The following is a 17,537-nucleotide window of genomic DNA, read 5'->3' as shown; positions in this document are numbered from 1 at the left end:
TATACCCGCAGGGCGGGCCTCATACCGGCTGGGTGCGCAGGTATCGGCCGAAGTGCGGCACCGTGAACGCGACCGTGCCGCGCTCGCCGGAGTAGATCAGACCCTTCTTGATCAGGGCATCTCTGGCCGGGGAGAGGCTGGCCGGCTTGCGCCCGAGGGCCGTGGCGATCTCGGAGGTGGGCACCGCCGCGTCCATGTCGTTGTCGGGCTCGCCGGACAGCACGGCCATCGCCCGCATGTACTCCCGCTCGGCCGGGGTGGCCCGCTCGAAGCGGGAGCCGAAGAAGCCGACCGCGAGCTCCGCCTCGGCCTCGGGGGCGGCGACCCGCACGTCGGCGTCGGTCACCGGGGACTGCGGCGCGTGATCCCAGGTCGCCTTGCCGTACGCCTGCACGAAGTACGGATAGCCGCCCGACTTCTCATAGAGCAGGTCGAGGGCCTTCGCCTCGTACTCGACGTCTTCCCGGGCGGCGGGCGCGCTCAGCGCCAGGTCGGCGGAGACCCGGTCGAGGCGGTCGATGCGCTGGTAACGGAAGAGGCGCTCGGAATACGACTTCGCGGCGGACAGCACGGCCGGCAGGTGTGGCAGGCCGGCGCCGACCACGATCAGCGGCGCCCCGAGTTGGGAGAGCTCGTGGCAGGCGGCGCAGAGCGCGGAGACGTCGGCCGGGCCCAGATCTTGCATCTCGTCGATGAACAGGGCGATGCCGGTGCCGACGTCGGTGGCCACCGACGCGGCGTCGGTGAACAGCTCGACCAGGTCGATCTCGATGTCGCCGGAGTCGGCGCGGCCCCGGGCCGGCGGCACGTCGATGCCGGGGGACCAGCGGTCGCGAATCTTGCCGTTGGGGTCGTTGACCCGCAGCGCGAACGCCTTGAGCACACCGAGCACCTCGTCGACCCGATCGGGGTCGCGGTGGTGGGGCGCGAGCTCACGGATCGCCATGTGCAGGGCGGCCGAGACCGGGCGGCGCAGCGACTGGTCGGGGCGCGCCTCGATCTTGCCGGTGCCCCAGAGGCGGCCGATCGCGGCGGAGCGCAGGGTGTTGAGCAGGACGGTCTTGCCGACGCCGCGCAGGCCGGTGAGAACGAGGCTGCGCTCGGGTCGCCCGCGGGCGACCCGCTCGAGCACCACATCGAACGCGTCGAGCTCACGGCCACGCCCGGCCAGCTCAGGAGGGCGCTGACCGGCGCCGGGGGCGTAGGGATTCCGGACCGGATCCACGCATTGCACCGTATCGGGTCGTCTAGCGAAATAGCTAGAGTCCGCTAGCAAAACCTCGCGAGTGTCGTCTACGCGAATCTAGCGTTTTTTCAAGACACTGCTAGAGCGCCTTATGCTCCTTCAGGCACAGCACGAAGTCGAGGTCGTCGAGCGGGCTGTCGTAGAAGTACCACTTCGTGTAGCCCTGGACCTTGGCGCACTTGGCCTCGGCGTCCTTCTCACCCGTCGTCGGGCCGTCGATGCGTTTGAGCACCTGATATGTCCCCGACACGCACTGGGTCGCCCGCATCTCGGGCGCCTCGTCGGTGCCCTCGTTGACCACGCAGTCGCCCTGCTTCACGTTGAACCGGGCGTCCTCGCTGCCCAGCGGCACCGGGCCGGGATTGGTGGCCGCGTCGGACGGGGACGGCGACGCCTTCGGATTGTCGGCGCGCTCCTTGAGCAGCCACGCCGTCGCGCCCAAGCCGATGCAGATCAGCACCCCGAGCGTCACCACGAGCGCGACGATCGGCGTGTTCCTCTTCGGCCGCGGTGGCGGCGTCGGCTGACTCCACAGCGACGCCGGTGGGTACGACGCCTGCTGCTGCGGGATCGACTGCCCGCCCCACGACGGATCGGGCGGAACGGCAGCACCCTGATCGCCCCAGGGGTCGGCCGGTTCGCCATAGGAATCGTCGGAGCTCCCGTGCGACCACGGCGGGCCGGAATGGGGGCCTTTCTGCGACATGGGGGATTTTCCTCCCGATGCGGTCTACGCTGCCTGCCACCGTAGCGTGCGGGGGTGCCGCAAACCCGCACGGAATCGCCGCGGTTGTCGGTAACACGACCCCCGGAGCGTGCCGCCGGCCGATACGGTCCACGGTCGTGTCACCACTCCTCGTGATCTTCGCGGCCGTCTTCGGCGGCGCATCCGCCGCCTTCCTGCCCCGGCTGGCCCACCGTCTCGCCGTCGGCTACGCCGACGATCCTCGACGCGACTGCGCGCTCTGCGCACGGCCGTTCCCCCCGGGCTTTCCAGGATGGGTACGGGTCGGAGCGGCGTGTTCCTGCTCCGGCGGGTACGTGTGGACGGTCGCGTCCGGTGCGGCGGTCGGAGCGGCGGTGGCGGTCGTGATCGGGCCGTCGCCGCTGCTCCCGGCCTATCTGGTGGCGGCCGTTCCCGGGGTGCTCCTCGCGGTGATCGACCTGCGCTGTCTGCGGCTGCCCGATCGCGTGGTGGGGCTGGTGGCGTTGACGGCGGCGCCGTTGGCTCTGCTGAGGCCGGAAGGGATCGCGCCGGCGCTGGTGGCGGCGGGCGCCGTGCTGACCGCGTACGGAACCTTGGCCGTTCTCGGAGGTCTTGGGCTCGGTGACGTGAAGCTTGCCGCGGTGCTCGCCCTGATCCTGGGTTTCGCCGGCTGGCCCGCGGTGATCGTCGGCGTGCTCGCGCCCCACCTGATCAATGGACCGATCGCCCTGTTCGTGCTGGTGACGGGACGCCGCAGGGTGCTGCCGTTCGGTCCGGCGCTGCTGGCCGGGGCCCTGATCGGGCTTACAGCAGCCTGAGCTGGCGGTCCTTCGGGCGGGCGGGGACGGTGTCGCCCAGTCGCTCGAACAGGCCCGAGTCGATCGCGTCGAGGAACGGGGTCGGGCTCTGCTCGCGTTCGCTGCCGTGCCGGAACCGCCGCGCCGAGTAGCTGAGGTAGAGGCGGTCCTGCGCGCGGGTCAGACCGACGAAGAACAGGCGTCGCTCCTCGGCGATCTCGTCGTCGGCCGGCGTGCTGCCCGGCCAGCGCAGCGGCAGCAGACCGTCCTCGCAGCCCACCAGGAAGACCACGGGGAACTCGAGGCCCTTGGCCGCGTGCAGGGTGAGCAGGTTGACCGCCTCGGCCCGCGGGTCCAGCGCATCCACCTCGGCGCCCGTCTCGATCTCCTGAAGCAGGAGCGGGAGATCGTCGCCCATGCGGTGGGCCAGCGGCATGAGCAGATCGGCGGCCGTCCAGATGTCCTCCGGGGACAGCTGCTCGGCATCGAGCGTCGGCGCGGCGAAGCGCTGGGCCAGCACCTGGGCGGTCAGCTTGACCCGGGCGGCGAGCGAGCCGCCGAGGCCACCCGCGTGCCGCAGCTCGCGGGCGATGATCTGCACGCCGGTGCGGTCGCGGAGGCGGTTGTGCGAGCGCTTCTGCACCGGCACGCCGGCCCGGGACAGCGCCTCGACGATCGGGCCGGACTGGGCGTCGGTGCGGTAGAGGACGGCGATGTCCGAGAACGACAGGTTGCCGGCCGTCGCCGAGCGGGAGTCGACGCGGCCCGAGTCGAGCGAGCGGTGCGACAGGCCGCCGACCAGCTCGTCGATCGTGCGGACCACGAAGTCGGCCTCGTCGGCGACGCTGGCGGCGGGGTAGCGGCCGACCAGCGGAGACTCGGGATCCAGCCGGGCCGGGTCGAGGCGGCGGCCGCTGACCAGGGTCGACGGGGCGATGGCCTGGACGGCGGCGGCCAGGATCGGGGCGCTCGAGCGGTAGTTGCGGGTCAGGCGGACCAGGCGGGCGTCGACGAAGTCCTCGTTGAAGCGGAGGAAGTACTTCACGTCGGCGCCGCGGAACGAGTAGATCGCTTGGTCGGGGTCGCCGATCGCGCAGAGGTTGCCGTCGGCCGGACTGAGCAGGCGGAGCAGCTCGTACTGGAACTCGTCGACGTCCTGGTACTCGTCCACGAAGATCCACTGCCAGAGCTTGCGGTACTTCTCGGTCAGCGAGGGCTCATCGCTCAGCAGCTCGACGGGCAGCTTGATCAGGTCGTCGAGGTCGACCAGATCCTGCTGGCGGAGGAGTTTCTTGTAGGCGAGGTCGTCGTCGCTGGCCTGCTCGCGGGCGGCCTTCTGCTCGGCCTCCTCCGCTATGCGCCAGTTCGGGCCGAGGCCGGCCGCCTTGGCGTTCTCCTTGAGGATGGTCAGGCCCACCGAGTGGAACGTGCCCACCGTGATGTCCTCGGCCCGTTCGCCCAGGAGGGCGTCCAGGCGTCCCTTCAGCTCCGCGGCCGCGCGCCGGGTGAAGGTGATGGCCAGGCAGCGGTGGGGGAAGACGCCCAGCTCGGCGCAGAGGTAGGCGATTCTGTGGGTCAACGTGCGGGTTTTGCCTGTTCCGGGGCCCGCGACGATGAGGAGGGGTCCGCCGGGGGCGCTTGCCGCCACTCGCTGCATGGCGTCGAGGCGGTCCAGCAGGCCGGTGCCCACCTCCTCCATGCCGGCGAGCATGGGCTCGAACGGCTCGTGGGGGCTGGGCGGCGTGGCGATCGGCGGCGGCGCCTGGATCTTCGCTTCCCTGGCCGGCTTGAGCGGCTTTTTGGCGACCTTTTCCGGCTTGCGCTGCTGGGGGACGTCGAACATGGCGAGGTCGAACAACGCCTCCGTCTGCGGGGCCGAGGCCTTGTTCCTCAGCTCCCCCGGCTCGAAGAGGGTGATGACGCCGTACTCGCCGTCGTAGCCGGGAACGCGGCGGACGTCGCCGCGGCGCAGCCGGCCGATCGCCTCCTCGAGCTCGTCGCCGCCCGCCTGCCCGATCTCGTCGAGCGGCACCTTGCGGAGAATGTCCAGCTCGGCCCCGAGCGTCGCGACCAGGTGGTTGAGCTGCGCCTCCACCGTCTTCGACTTCGCGCCGACGCCGTTGATCTCGCCGAGGATCTCGTGCAGCTGGATGAGGTGCTCGACGTGGCCGTCTTTCCGGTGGCCGGTCGGCCGGTCGGCCAGGTCCTCGACCCGGCTCAGCACGCCCACGGTCAGCGGCTTGCCGCACTCGGGGCAGCGGCCGCCGGCCTCCCGGGTGCGCTGCGGCTCCCAATTGACCCCGCAGACCCGGTGCCCGTCGGCGTGGTACTTGCCCTCTTCCGGGAAGAACTCGAGGGTTCCTTTTATCGTCGTGCCATTTTTGACGGCTTCGTAGTCGGGAACGCCGGCGAACAGCGTCGCCTCCCGGGCCAGCGCGGCCGGCGAATGGGCGTCCGAGTTCGAGACCAGGCGGTATCGGTCCAGGCTGGACACCCGCCAGTTCATCGCGGGGTCGGAGGAGAGGCCGGTCTCGACGGCGGTGATGTGCTCGGCGAGGTCGGCGTAGCAGTCGGCGATCGCGTCGAAGCCCGACTTCGAGCCGAGCGCCGAGAACCACGGCGTCCAGATGTGCGCCGGGATCAGGTAGCCGCCGGCCTCGAGGGTGATCTCGAGCAGGTCGCGGGAGTCGAGCCCGAGGATGGGCCGGCCGTCGGCGGTGAGGTTGCCGATGCGCCCCAGTGCGGTGTTGAACCTCGCTGCCGCCGCGAAGTCGGGCATGTAGATCAGGTGGTGCACCTTGCGGGTGCGGTCGTCCCGCTTGTAGATCGTCGAGATCTCGACGCTGAGCATGAACTTCGCGGCCGTGCTCGCCTGGAGCGAGCCGGGCAGGCGCCTCGTGACCTCTTCTTCTTCGGTCAGCTCGAAGAGGCCGTCTTTTTCGGTGAGGCTCTGCGTCAGGTGGTCGAACCACGCCGGGTGCGTGAAGTCGCCGGTGCCCAGCAGAGCGATTCCCTTACGGCGTGCCCACCAGGCCAGATTGGGCAGCGTCAGGTCGCGGCTGCAGGCGCGCGAGAACCGGGAGTGGATGTGCAGATCCGCGACGTATGTGTCCGCGGCGACCGAGGACCCTGCGTTGTCCGAGGGCACGCGCTGCATCCTGTCATGCCCTCCGGTTCCACTACCATTCGCCACGCGCTGACAAACTTACGGATCTTGATGCCTGAATCGGCCGTGTTTGTTGGGTTTGTTGGGATCACGCCGTCCGCAGTTCGACGACCGTCACTTGCGGGGGCGCGCCGACCCGTACCGGCGGACCCCAGAACCCGGCGCCGTTGGTCACGTACACCGGCACGCCGTCGACGTTCCCGTAGCCGGACACGACCGGTTGCTCCAGCTTGACCAGCAGGTTGAAGGGTGCCATCTGGCCGCCGTGCGTGTGCCCGGAAACCTGAAGATCAACCCCGAACGGGGCAGCCTCGTGCGCCGCGGCGGGCTGGTGGGCCATCAGGACGACGGGGCGTGCGGTGTCGCGGTCGCCCAGCGCATTGGCGAAGTCGGGGCCGTCGTCGTACTGAGTGCCGCCGAGGTCGTTGACGCCGGCGAGGTCGAGGCCGTTGATCTCGACCCGCTCGTTCCGCAGCGGCCTGAGCCCGAGCCGCGTGACTTCCTCGATCCAGGGCGCGTACCCCGAGTAGTACTCGTGGTTCCCGGTCACGAAATACGCCCCATACCGCGACTCGATGTCGGCGAGCGGCGTCGCGAACCGCCCCAGCTCCGCCACGGTGCCGTCAACCAGATCCCCGACGACGCACACGATGTCCGCCTTCACCGAATTGATCAGGTCGACGATCCGGCCCACGTGCCGGGTGCCGGTGAGCGGGCCGAGGTGGATGTCGGAAACTACGGCCAGGCGGGTGCCGTCCATCGCCCGGGGGAGCTTCGCCATCGGCATGCTCCAGCGGTCGAGCTGGGGCGCCCCGAGCGCGGTCTTGACGCCGTAGCCGGTGATGCCCGCGGCGGTGAGTCCCGCGAAGATGGCCGCGCCGCGGGAGAGCAGGAGTCGCCGTTCGATCCCCGTTCGATCCCCGCCGCCGTCCCCGTGGTCCTTGCCATCTTGGTCGCGAGTGCTTTCCCCGGTCGCGATCGTGCTCGACGCCGTCTCGTTGGCCGGCGCCGCTGCGGCGTCTTCCGATCGCGCCGCGACGCCCGCGACAGCCGCAGCGTGTGCGCCGGGAGCTGGCTTCTCTTCCGTGCCGGGCTCGGCTCGCGCCGAGGCCCGCCACCAGAGCAGGACGGCCGCCCGCGGAATCTCCAGTAGGGCCAGCGTCACCAGCAGGTAGAACATCAGCGCCAGCCAGAGGTAACCCGGCCAGGCGAGCCATTCCGCGTGCCCCGTCCGAGTCCCGATCAGCGTCGCCGGCACCAGCAGCGCCAGAACGACGGCGACGATCGCGCCCACTCGCCGAGCCCTGCCGGGCCTGAGCGGATCCCGGGCAAGCCGCTTCCACAGATAGAAATGAATCAGCCCGATGACGACGAAGATCAGCCCAACGAAGACCAGCAAGCCGCCCCGCCCCTAACTAGCGCCAACCCGAGGCTGTCCAGTCTCCCCGACGCGGCCGCGCTTTTCCTGTGGCCCGGCTGTGTGCGATCGACCCGCCGAGATCAGCCGCCCGCGAACGGCGGCAGCACGTCAACCGTCACTCCGGCCGGTAGCGCCCCCTGCCGGTCATGACAGGCGAGCCCGTCGACGAGAAAGCTCGCCGACTTGAGCACCACGCCCAAGCGCTCCCCGTGACGGTCGGTGAGCAGCTGAATCAGAGCATTCAGCGTCCCCGCCTCGGCAGGCTCGGACGAAACCCCGTCCACTGCGGCACGCGCCCCCGCGAAATAGCGCACGGTAATCACATCAGCCCCCGATCGCCGACATCGGCCGCGCCGGCTGCAGGAAGCTCGGATCGTCGATCCCGTGCCCCGCCCGCTTGCCCCTCATCGCCGCCCGCCAGGCCTCCGCAATATCCGCATCCGAGGCGCCCCCGCGCAGCAGCTTCCGCAGGTCGCTCTCCTCGGTGGCGAAGAGGCAGTTCCGGATCTGCCCGTCCGCCGTCAGCCGAGTGCGGTCGCAGTCACCACAGAACGGCCTGGTCACGCTCCCGATGACCCCCACCCGGGCCGGCGCGCCCGCCGCGTCGACGTGCCCCGGCACGAGCCACGTCTCGGCGGGCGCTGTTCCACGTGAAACAGGATCGGGCCGCAGATCGAAGGGCGCCAGCGCGACCAGGATCTCGTCGGCGGTCACCATCGTGTGCCGATCCCATTGATGTTGAGCGTCGAGCGGCATCTGCTCGATGAACCGCAGCTGATACCCGTAGGTCAGCGCGAACTTCATCAGTTCCGGCGCCTCGTCCTCGTTGATCCCCCGCATGAGCACGGTGTTGATTTTCACCGGCGTCAGCCCCGCCGCCGCCGCGGCTTCGAGCCCCCGCAGCACGTCATCCAGCCGATCCCGCCGGGTCAGCGCATTGAACCGCTCAGGATCAAGCGTGTCCAGCGAGACGTTGACCCGATCAAGCCCGGCCTCGCGGAGTGCACCCGCCACCCTTTCGAGCCCGATCCCGTTGGTCGTCAGCTTCAGCGAGGGCCGAGGCGTCAGCCGCGCCGCGCTCTCGACGATTCCGATCAGGCCTCGCCGCAGCAACGGCTCCCCACCCGTGAACCGCACCTCGCGAATCCCGAGCTCTTCCACCCCGACCCGGATGAGCCGCCCGACCTCGTCGTCGGTGAGCTGCTCTTCGCGAGGCAGCCAGGCAAGACCCTCGGCGGGCATGCAGTAGCTGCACCGCAGATTGCACCGATCGGTGAGCGAAACCCGAAGGTCGGTAGCAACCCGCCCAAAGCGGTCAACGAGCCCAGTCACCAGCGACACCCCGCCACCGAGTCTGATCTCGTCCCATCTGCCATCCTCCGAATCTATCCGCTCCCGCCCCGGCCCGCCTCAGCCGTTTTCGCCCTATGGACAACCCGCGACCCATCAGCTTCGTGTCTGCCCTCGTCTTCAACCCACGAGATCGCGTACGGGCAAGGCTCACGCCCGTCCGGGCCGGCGGAATTGGGTTGATCGCCCGGGCTGTGCGTTGGGAGGGTCGGATCATGGCAACGTTCGAAGAACTGGTGGCGGAAGGCCTCTCGGTCCCGGTCGAGGGCTGGGATTTCTCCTGGTTCGCGGGCCGCGCCACCGAGCAGCGGCCGTCCTGGGGCTACGCCCGGCTGATCGGCGAGCGGATGGCGCAGGCCACCCGCGCGCTCGACCTGCAGACCGGCGGCGGCGAGGTGCTGGCGTCGATCCCCCGCGCCCCGGAGACGCTGCTAGCCACCGAGGGCTGGCCTCCCAACGCCGCGCTTGCCCGCGAACGCCTGGCACCGCTGGGCGGGAAAGTCGTCGAGGCAGGTGAGGACGACGACCTGCCCTTCCCGGCCGGGACGTTCGACCTGGTAGTCAGCCGCCATCCGGTGACGGTGCGCTGGCCCGAGGTCGCGCGCGTGCTGGCCCCCGGCGGCACCTATCTATCGCAGCAGGTAGGCGCCGGATCGCTCCGCGAGCTGATCGACTTCATGATGGGCCCGCAGCCGATCGGCGACGCCCGCGACCCCGAACGTGCCCGCAGAGAAGCCACGGCCGCCGGCCTCACCGTGACCGACCTCCGAGCCGAAGCCCTCCGCATCGAGTTCTTCGACATAGCGGCCGTGATCGTCTTCCTCCGCAAGGTCATCTGGACCGTTCCCCACTTCACCGTCGACGCCTACCGAGCCCGCCTCGAGGCCCTCCACACCCAGATCGAGTCCACCGGCCCGTTCGTGACCCAATCCCAGCGCTTTCTCATCGAGGCACACAAACCCGCCTGACCGCCCAACGACGCAGCGGCGTCGCCACCCGCGCCTGGTTGGCGACCCAGCGCCGTGCGGAGTCGCCCCACGCGCCGCGGCGGCTCGCGCCCGTGCGGCGGCTCGCGTCTGTGCGGCGACTAGCGCTGCGGTAGCGGCTCGCTGCTCGCGGCAGGCTGCCCGCGCCAGGCGGCCCCGGGCTGGGCCGCGGCCGGGCTGGCCTGTCGTCCTCATGCCCGACGCGGCCTGCCGCCCGACGCGGCCCGCTGCCCGACGGCGGCCCGCTGCCCGACGCGGCCCGCTGCCCGACGCGGCCTGCCGCCCGAGCCGGGCTGCTGGACAGGAACGGGCTGGTCAGGCGCGGGCTGCTGGTCACGCGCGCGCCGGCCGCAGGTTGGGGGTCGCTGGGCCGATGGGTCGCGGACGGCCTTGAGTTGCAGCGAGCCGGGCCGCCGCGGCGGGTTCGCCGTTCGTGTGGTTGGGGGCCCCTTTCCTCGTACCTTATGCGGGTTTGTCGTTCAGGTGATCGCTCGCAGTGCCGCTTCGGCGGCCGTGACCACCGCGGTTCGGTAGGAGGCGCCGAAGGCGGCGGTGTGTACCAGCAGCAGGTGTAGCTGGTGCAGCGGCACGCGTGCGCGCCAGCCATCGGCGAGAGGGTAGGTCTCGTGGTAGGCAGCGAGGATGCGGTCGAGGTGCGGGGCCCCGCCGAAGAGGGCCAGCTCGGCCAGATCGGTCTCGCGGTGGGCGCCCTGGGCGGCCGGGTCTATGAGGTAGGCGTGGGTGGGGGACCAGAGGATGTTGCCGGGCCAGAGGTCGCCGTGGGTGCGGCTCGGGCGCTCGGGGTCGGGGTAGTGGGTCAGGGCGGTCAGGACGTCGTCGAGGAGGGAGGCGTCGGGGGAGGCCAGGGCGTCTCGGTCGACGGAGAGTTTGAGGTAGGGGAGCAGGCGGTGGGTCGCGAACCATGTGGGCCACGGGCCGGTGGACTCGGTGTTGTCCAGGGGGAGCGGGCCGATGAAGCCGGGCCAGGAAGCGCCGAAGGAGGAAGCGCCGGAGCGGTGGAGGGTGGCCAGGTCTCGGCCGAGGCGTTCGGCGGACCGGGCGGTGGGCTCGGCGTGGTCGATCCAGCCGGTGGCGAGCATCTGGGGCAGGGCGACGAACAACTCGGGGACGGGGGCGCCTGCTTCGGCGAGCCACCGCAGGCCGGCGGCCTCGGCCTCGAAGAATCCGGCGGGGGGATCGCCGGCGGGCCAGGTCTTGGCGAAGAGCGAGGTGCCGTCGTCGAGCGTGAGCCGGCTCGCCGTGGAGACGCTGCCGCCGCCCACCGGAGTCTCGCGGATGCGCTGGTGGGTGAGAAATGTCGGGAGATGCTCGGGGTGCGCGCGTAAGTACGCCTGGTCCACGGCCTTATCTTCCACTTCGGCTTACGGACGTCCGGAAACGGAGTCAAAATGTCGGCATGAGCCCTGTCACAGTGCGTTCGTACCGTCCGAGTGACCACTCCGCGGGTCGTCGACTGTGGGCCGACCTCACCGATCAGCACAACCGGATGTATGGCGAGCCCACCGAAGACGGCGGCGAAGGCTTCGAGGAATACCTGACCCGGCTCGACCTCTGCGGGCTGTGGGTCGCCGATCATGCCGACGACGGGGTGATCGGGCTGGTGGGCCTGACCATCAGGGGGCGGACCGGCGTCGTCGAGCCGATCGTGGTGACGATCTCTCATCGGCACAAGGGGGTCGGGCGCAAGCTGCTGCGGCACGTCGCGAACGAGGCGCGTAAGAGGAACATGACGGCGCTGACGGTGTCGCCGGCCTCGCGAAACGTGGACGCCATCCGGAGCCTGCACGCGGCGGGATATGACGTCGTGTCGTCCATTGAGCTCACCCTCGATCTTGAGCGGAACCCTCATGAGTGGCAGGAGGAGGGGTTGGAGCTGCACGATATGCAGTTCCGTTCCTAGATCGGGCAATTTTCTCGGCCGCCTGTGGATAACCGTGCTTCATCCACAGGCGGCCGAATTGGCACTCGCGCGGGCCGCCGCCGGGCCCACCATCTCGGGCATGAACCAGCACTGCTCGATCACCGCATCCTCCCCGGCCGAGGCCGTCGCCGTGGCGCCCTATCTGCTGGGGTTCCATCCCACCGACAGCTTCGTCGTGCTCGGCATGATCGGGCGCACGGTCGATTTCGCCGTGCGCTACGACCTGCCGCCGCCCGGGCTCGTCGACTTCGACGAGACGGCCGTGCTGATCGCCCGGCAGGGCGTCGAGCGGGTGATGATCCTCGGTTACGGGTCGCCGAGGCGGGTCACGTCGGCAGTGCTCCAGGCCGGGTACTCGTTGCGGAGGGCCGGCGTGCGGATCGCCGACGTGATCCGGGTGGCCGACGGGCGCTGGTGGTCCTATCTGGGCGGGCCGGCCGGTGGAACCCCGTGCGCGCCGGGGCTGGCCGCCGAGGCGGTCTACCACGGCATGGTCGCCCTTCCCGACCGAAAGGCGCTGGTAGCCAAGGTGGCGCCGGTCGAGGGCGAGGCCCGGGCAGAGATGATGGCGGCCACCGGGCGGGCCCGGGCTCGGGCCACCGATCTGGCGGCCGGCGATCTGAAGGCCGGGCGGGCCGGGTTGTGGATGCGGCGGGCCGGGCGCGAGGCCGTGCGGGAGGCGGAGAAGGCGGCTCGGGCCGGCCGTTCGCTCGGCGCCGATCAGGTCGCCTGGCTCGGCGTTCTGCTGGTCAATCAGGTGGTGCTCGACTACGCGATCGACCGGTCGGGTCCGGAGGAATGGCGGCTCCGGCTGTGGAACGAGGTGACGCGGTGGGTCGATCCGTCGCTCGCGGCGGCACCGGCCTGTCTGCTCGCGTTCGCCGCCTGGCAAGCCGGGGACGGCTCGCTGGCGCGGGTCGCGGTGGATCGGGCGCTGCGGGAGGACGTCAGCCACCGACTGGCGGGGACGCTGGATCGGCTGTTGGCGGCGGGAATCCGGCCGCGTCCGCCGGAGAGGCTCGTGCCGAGGTTGCAGCAGGGGCAGCCGGCGCGGCCCAGCCGTCCGGCCCACGACGCGGCGCTGGGTCAGAACGAGAGACCCGGGACGAGCGGCGGGCGGCGTAAACCTCGCGGCGCTCGCCGCCGGTCGCGCTGACCGATGCGCGCGTGTTCAGAGGGTGACGCGCTCTGCGGAGGTGTAGACGTTCATGGTCTCGCCCCGGAGGAAGCCGACGAGGGTCATGCCCGCCTCCTCGGCCAGCGAAGCGGCCAGCGTGCTCGGCGCCGACACGGCCGCGAGCAGCGGGATCCCGGCCATCCAAGCCTTCTGCGTCAGCTCGAAGCTCGCCCGCCCCGACACCAGCAGCAGATGCCCGGCCAGCGGCAGCTTCCCCTCGCGCACCGCCCACCCGATCACCTTGTCGACCGCGTTGTGCCGCCCGACGTCCTCCCGCAGCACCACGAGCTCGCCCGCGGCGGTGAAGAGCCCAGCCGCGTGCAGCCCGCCGGTGCGGTCGAAGGTCCGCTGGGCGGCCCGCAACCGGTCGGGCAGCGCCGCGAGCACGCGGGCCGGGACCGAAAGCTGGTCAGCCGAGACGTCGAAGATCGACCGGGTACGCACTGCGTCGATGCTCGCCTTCCCGCACACCCCACAGGAGCTGGTCGTGTAGAAGTTGCGGCTCGGATCGGTCACCGGTGGCGGCACCGAATCGCCGAGCACCACGTCGACCACGTTGTACGTGTTCGGCGTATCCGTTCCCGCGCACAGCTGGGCGGTCACCACGTCGCCCGCCGCCGTGATGATCCCCTCGCTGAGCAAGAACCCCACGGCGAGGTCGATGTCGTGCCCCGGCGTGCGCATGGTCACCGCGAGCGGCTTCTTGCGCACCCGGATCTCCAGCGGCTCCTCGGCCGCCAGCTCGTCCGGGCGCCGCCGGGTGGTGCCCGAGGTAGAGGACAAGTCGATCTTCACAACCGGTCGCCGGGTGGTGGTGCGAGCCATGCCGGAAGCGTATGCCCACGGCCGGAAAACGGCCCGGGCCCATAGTGATCTTCGACTGTGAAGTGAGCGCGCGGTCACGCTCGACACGCGCTCGGGATACGGTACGTACGTGGGAGGGTTTGCTGCGGTAGTGCTGGCCGGTGGTGCGGCACGGCGGATGGGCGGCGCGGACAAACCGACGCTGCCCGTCGGTGGTCAGTCCATGCTGACCCGTGTGCTGGCCGCGGTGCACGACGCCGATCCGCGCATCGTGGTCGGCCCGGTGCCGCCCGATCTGCCGGTGCCGGTGCACTCCACCCGCGAGGAACCGCCCGGCGGCGGCCCGGTGGCGGCGACCGCGGCCGGGCTCGCGCTCGTGCCCGACGACGTGACCTTCACCGCGCTGCTCGCCGCCGACCTGCCGTTGCTGACCGGCGAAGCGATCGACGTGCTGCGACTGACCGCCGAGTCCGCGCCGATGCAGGGCGCGGTCTACCGCGACGCCGAGGGCCGCCGGCAGATGCTGTGCGGGGTGTGGCGGACCAAGGCGCTGCGCGAGGCGATCGACCGCCTCGAGGAACGGCGCGGCGACCTGCGCGGCGCGTCGGTCCGCGAGCTGATGGACTTCCTGCGGGTGGCCGAGGTGTCCTGGCGCCGCCCGGGCCCGCCGCCCTGGTTCGACTGCGACACCGACGACGATCTGCGCGCCGCCGAGGAGTGGGCCCGATGACCGACATCGACGTGCTCACCGAATGGGTCCGGGTGGCCGGCCGTGAGCTGGGCCTCGACCCGGCCGAGGTCCCCACCGGCGCCATCCTCGACCTCGCGCGGGACGTGGCAAGAGGTGTCGTGCGCCCCGGCGCGCCCGTCTCGGCGTACCTCATGGGGGTGGCCGTGGGCCGCGGAGCCGACCCTGCCGATGTGGCCGATCGTCTCAGTGAGCTCGCACTGTCGTGGCCGTCACCCGCCCCCTGATGACGCTCGATAAGGTGACGGGGACGGAGGTGCGATCATGACGGCAAACAATGCCGCGGGCGAGTCGAACGACAGCATCCTGCTCGACGAGCCGACCACGGCTGACCTGCGGGCCAAGGTGACCGAGGCCTGGCGGGAATTCGCCGGTGCCCTGGCCAAACTGCTGCCCACGCTCGCGCCGGGGGCGCACATCGACCTCACGCTCGACCCGACCGCGTCGGGCACCGGCATGGCGGTCTACTCGGTGAGCATCCGCGTGCTGCCCGACGGCGTGGTCGAGGCGCTCGCGGTCGGCAACGCCGGCCTCCCCGAGGGGTACCGGATGGATCGCGCCGCGGTCGCCGACCTCGTGGCGCTGGGCTGGTCGCCGCCGGGCGTGCTGGCCGGCTCCGGCGACTCGTTCGGCCTGCGCTCCAGCGTCGACAAGGCGGCGAGCCTGGCCACCGTCGTCTCCCGCACGATGCGCGACGTCTACGGCACGCCGCACCCGGCCTTCCTGGTCTACCTCGTGCACGACGAGGAGGACGAGCCGATCGAGACCGCGCCGCTGGCCACGGCCCGGCACGAGCCGGGCATCGGCGGCGTGCTCGATCTCGACGACCTCGACGCCGACGGCGAGCTGTCGGCGGCGCTGGCCTCGGCCGCCGAGGAGGTGCCGCTCGAGGAGCGGGTGCGCACGGTGGTCGCGACGATGACGAAGACCGAGGTCGACCAGCTTCAGGTCGACACCGACGGCGACATCGGCATCCGGGCCGGCTCGGCGATGGTGTTCGTCCGGGTTCGGGAAAATCCGCCGCTGGTGGATGTCTTCTCGCCGGTCCTCACCGAGGTCGATCCGACCGAGGAGCTCTACGTGAAGCTCTCGGAGCTGACCAACCGCATGCCGATCGGCCGCCTCTACTGCGCGCAGGACACCGTATGGGCGTCGATCCCGGTCTTCGGCCGCAACTTCCAGGCCACCCACCTCATGCTCGCCGTGCAGGTGATGACCGGCCTCGCCGACGAGCTCGACGACCGGCTGCACGGCGAGTTCGGCGGCAAGCGCTTCTTCGGCGAGGGCGACAAGCCGGTGCCGGCCAAGCAGAGCACCGACGAGCACCGCACGGGCATGTACCTATAGGGACACCCATCCGACGCGGTCCAGGGTGGACAGATCGGCCACCCCGAGACCGTCGTCGGCGAGCGTCCAGAGCTGATCCCCGATCACCAGCGAGCGGCGGATCGTGGCGCCGGCGAGGTTTCCGGCCGGCTGGATCGTTCCGTTGCGCACGTGCACGGCGACGGCGCCGTTGGTGTTTCCGCTGACCGGCACCACCAGCAGCTGCGTCTCCGGCCACCAGAGCAGCGCGTGCGGGTCGAACTCGGCCTCCGACGAGGTGTCCGCCACGACGTGCTGGGCGAGCCGCCTCGGGTCGGCCGGATCGGTGACGTCGAAGAGCGAGATCAAGAGACCTTCGCGTACGCCTTGAGCACTGGCTTCCTGGCCCACGCCCACCAGCAGGTTCTCCCCGACCGGCTGAAGGTGTGCGGAATATCCAGTGATCTTGAGCTCGCCGGTGACGGCCGGGCGCGCCGGGTTGGAGAGATCGAGGCTGTACAGCGGGTCGGTCTGCCGGAAGGTCACCACGTAGCCGCGATCCCCGATGAACCGCACCGAGTAGATCCGCTCACCCTTGCCGAGTCCCTCGATCTTCCCGACCTCGTCGAGCTTCCCGCCGCGCTGGGCGAACACCCGCACTGCCGACGACCGCTCGGCCAGGTCGGTGGTCGCCACTCGCAGGTGGCCGTCCCATTCGGACAGCGAGTACTGGTTGAGCAACCGGCCCGGCACCGCGCCGCTGGCCTCGAACGTCGGCTTGCCCGCCGCCGGCAGCGCGAACTTGAAGATCTCGGTGTCCGGTGCGTTCTTCTCGCCGAACGACTCGATCCGCCAGCGCTGGTCGTTCGCGATGTAAAGGCTGGTCGGCGTGCCGTAGACGATGTCGCCGTCGGCCACGACCGACACCGGGCTCCCGTCGGTCAAGGCCGGCGCCGCGAGGTCGAAGGTGAGCACGGTCAGCATCGCCGCGCCCGTGAACGAGTCGGGCCGGCTGACCGCGCCGCAGTCGACCTTTCCCTCGGTCGTCGACCCGCCGGTGGTGACCTCCCACGACGGCAGCCACGCGTCGACCTTCGCCCGGTTCACCACCTGCTTGTTCCGCTCGAGCAAGGTCTTTTCGTTGCCTTCCGCGTAGGGGAACTCAAGCTTGGGCGCGCTGCTGAGCACGATCCGGGCCACGCTCCCGGTTTGCCGCGCGTCGACCATGCGGCCCTCGCCCCGGAACCGGCTGATGATCGTCGGCGGGCCGGACAGGTCGACCAGGACCGCCCCGGCACCGATGGTCCGGTACTGGTACTTGGGCGCGATCCGCTCCATCGTCTTGGCGTTGTAGCCCAGCACCAGCGCGCGATCGCCGGCGAGCAGCAGCTGGGCGCCGCCCGCCACGCCGAGCGCGAGCCGGCCGGTCTCACGGCGGCTCGCGGCGTCGATCACGTGCAACGTGCCGCCGGCGTCGATCGTGACGATCCGGCGTCCGTCGGTCTTCACGATGTCCGGCTCGTCGGCGCCTTGCTCGTGCACGTTGGTGCCGGAGTACTTCTGCGCCTCGACGGGACTCCCGGCGACCCCGGCGGCCATGTCGCCGGCGCCGGTCATGTCGCGGGCCGCGTTCGCGGCCTCCGGCACGGCGTTGTGCAGGCCGTACGGGGTGAGCCCGCGCAGCGTCGCGGCCCGCAGCTCCTTGAGCAGCCGATCGCAGGAGTCGAAGGCGACGAGCTTGAAGGGAGCGGCGGGAACGGGTTTCGCCACGGGCGGAGGAGCGGGCTTTTCCACGGCGGAGGTGCAGCCGGCGAGCGGCAGCACGGAGAACACGACGCAGAGCCAGAGACGACGGCGCATGTGCGGTTGGACGACTCCGGGCCGGAGCTG

At 70.8% G+C, this 17,537-nt stretch carries 16 protein-coding genes; 7 read left to right on the top strand and 9 right to left on the bottom strand.

Annotated elements, in window-relative coordinates:
• Nucleotides 1–19: 19 nt before the first annotated feature.
• Together ACIA5D_RS24200 and ACIA5D_RS24195 are read right to left on the bottom strand one after the other, a co-directional pair.
• Nucleotides 20–1,225 carry an AAA family ATPase gene (locus ACIA5D_RS24200; RefSeq protein ID WP_396032430.1) on the bottom strand — a complete coding sequence of 402 codons (1,206 nt, stop codon included), beginning with the start codon at nt 1,223–1,225 and terminating at the stop codon, nt 20–22.
• Nucleotides 1,226–1,325: 100 nt separating this feature from the next.
• Nucleotides 1,326–1,952 (bottom strand): hypothetical protein, encoded by a 627-nt coding sequence (locus ACIA5D_RS24195; protein WP_396032429.1) that lies wholly within the window; start codon nt 1,950–1,952, stop codon nt 1,326–1,328.
• A gap of 137 nt (nt 1,953–2,089) precedes the next feature.
• Between ACIA5D_RS24195 and ACIA5D_RS24190 the strand changes: the two genes are divergently transcribed.
• Entirely contained in the window at nt 2,090–2,770 is a 681-nt protein-coding gene (locus ACIA5D_RS24190) for a prepilin peptidase (protein ID WP_396032428.1), read from the top strand.
• On the opposite strand, the gene ACIA5D_RS24185 is transcribed toward ACIA5D_RS24190, so the two are convergent.
• The 4 genes from ACIA5D_RS24185 to moaA all read right to left on the bottom strand — a co-directional run bounded on the left by ACIA5D_RS24185 (nt 2,757) and on the right by moaA (nt 8,676).
• Complete coding sequence (locus ACIA5D_RS24185) at nt 2,757–5,906, bottom strand: UvrD-helicase domain-containing protein (protein WP_396032427.1); 3,150 nt, start codon at nt 5,904–5,906, stop codon at nt 2,757–2,759. The genes ACIA5D_RS24190 and ACIA5D_RS24185 overlap by 14 nt on opposite strands.
• Before the next feature lie 97 nt (nt 5,907–6,003).
• Nucleotides 6,004–7,314, bottom strand: a complete 1,311-nt coding sequence (locus ACIA5D_RS24180; protein ID WP_396032426.1) for a metallophosphoesterase — start codon at nt 7,312–7,314, stop codon at nt 6,004–6,006.
• A 101-nt stretch (nt 7,315–7,415) separates the two neighbouring features.
• Complete coding sequence (locus tag ACIA5D_RS24175; RefSeq protein WP_396032425.1) at nt 7,416–7,658, bottom strand: MoaD/ThiS family protein; 243 nt, start codon at nt 7,656–7,658, stop codon at nt 7,416–7,418.
• A gap of 1 nt (nt 7,659) precedes the next feature.
• A complete protein-coding gene (gene moaA / locus ACIA5D_RS24170; protein ID WP_396032424.1) occupies nt 7,660–8,676 on the bottom strand; it encodes a GTP 3',8-cyclase MoaA in 1,017 nt (338 codons plus the stop codon).
• A gap of 224 nt (nt 8,677–8,900) precedes the next feature.
• Here moaA and ACIA5D_RS24165 point away from each other — a divergent pair, with 224 nt between their 5' ends.
• Nucleotides 8,901–9,653, top strand: coding sequence for a class I SAM-dependent methyltransferase (locus ACIA5D_RS24165; protein WP_396032423.1), 753 nt, complete (start codon nt 8,901–8,903; stop codon nt 9,651–9,653).
• 497 nt (nt 9,654–10,150) lie between these two features.
• On the opposite strand, the gene ACIA5D_RS24160 is transcribed toward ACIA5D_RS24165, so the two are convergent.
• Nucleotides 10,151–11,032, bottom strand: a complete 882-nt coding sequence (locus ACIA5D_RS24160) for a fructosamine kinase family protein (RefSeq protein WP_396032422.1) — start codon at nt 11,030–11,032, stop codon at nt 10,151–10,153.
• Between the two features lie 146 nt (nt 11,033–11,178).
• Between ACIA5D_RS24160 and ACIA5D_RS24155 the strand changes: the two genes are divergently transcribed.
• Nucleotides 11,179–11,592 carry a GNAT family N-acetyltransferase gene (locus ACIA5D_RS24155; RefSeq protein ID WP_396032421.1) on the top strand — a complete coding sequence of 138 codons (414 nt, stop codon included), beginning with the start codon at nt 11,179–11,181 and terminating at the stop codon, nt 11,590–11,592.
• A gap of 34 nt (nt 11,593–11,626) precedes the next feature.
• On the top strand, nt 11,627–12,769 hold the full coding sequence (locus ACIA5D_RS24150; protein ID WP_396032420.1) for a DUF4192 domain-containing protein: 1,143 nt from the start codon (nt 11,627–11,629) through the stop codon (nt 12,767–12,769).
• Nucleotides 12,770–12,784: 15 nt separating this feature from the next.
• Here the strand turns inward: ACIA5D_RS24150 and fdhD are convergent, their stop codons facing one another.
• Nucleotides 12,785–13,615, bottom strand: coding sequence for a formate dehydrogenase accessory sulfurtransferase FdhD (gene fdhD / locus ACIA5D_RS24145; RefSeq protein ID WP_396032419.1), 831 nt, complete (start codon nt 13,613–13,615; stop codon nt 12,785–12,787).
• A gap of 157 nt (nt 13,616–13,772) precedes the next feature.
• Here fdhD and ACIA5D_RS24140 point away from each other — a divergent pair, with 157 nt between their 5' ends.
• The 3 genes from ACIA5D_RS24140 to ACIA5D_RS24130 are packed head-to-tail and all read left to right on the top strand — an operon-like array spanning nt 13,773 to nt 15,689.
• Nucleotides 13,773–14,324 (top strand): molybdenum cofactor guanylyltransferase, encoded by a 552-nt coding sequence (locus ACIA5D_RS24140; RefSeq protein WP_396032625.1) that lies wholly within the window; start codon nt 13,773–13,775, stop codon nt 14,322–14,324.
• A complete protein-coding gene (locus ACIA5D_RS24135) occupies nt 14,321–14,569 on the top strand; it encodes a DUF6457 domain-containing protein (protein WP_396032418.1) in 249 nt (82 codons plus the stop codon). The genes ACIA5D_RS24140 and ACIA5D_RS24135 overlap by 4 nt, the downstream gene beginning before the upstream one ends.
• Before the next feature lie 37 nt (nt 14,570–14,606).
• Nucleotides 14,607–15,689, top strand: a complete 1,083-nt coding sequence (locus ACIA5D_RS24130; protein ID WP_396032417.1) for a T3SS (YopN, CesT) and YbjN peptide-binding chaperone 1 — start codon at nt 14,607–14,609, stop codon at nt 15,687–15,689.
• On the opposite strand, the gene ACIA5D_RS24125 is transcribed toward ACIA5D_RS24130, so the two are convergent.
• Nucleotides 15,684–17,507 (bottom strand): beta-propeller domain-containing protein, encoded by a 1,824-nt coding sequence (locus tag ACIA5D_RS24125; protein ID WP_396032416.1) that lies wholly within the window; start codon nt 17,505–17,507, stop codon nt 15,684–15,686. The two genes, ACIA5D_RS24130 and ACIA5D_RS24125, sit on opposite strands and share 6 nt — an antisense overlap.
• Nucleotides 17,508–17,537 lie beyond the last annotated feature (30 nt).

Source organism: Actinoplanes sp. NPDC051513 (assembly GCF_044454685.1).
Taxonomy (GTDB): Bacteria; Actinomycetota; Actinomycetes; order Mycobacteriales; family Micromonosporaceae; genus Actinoplanes.
The sequence above is the reverse complement of the archived record's forward strand: the minus strand, read 5'-3'. Positions and strand labels throughout refer to the sequence as shown.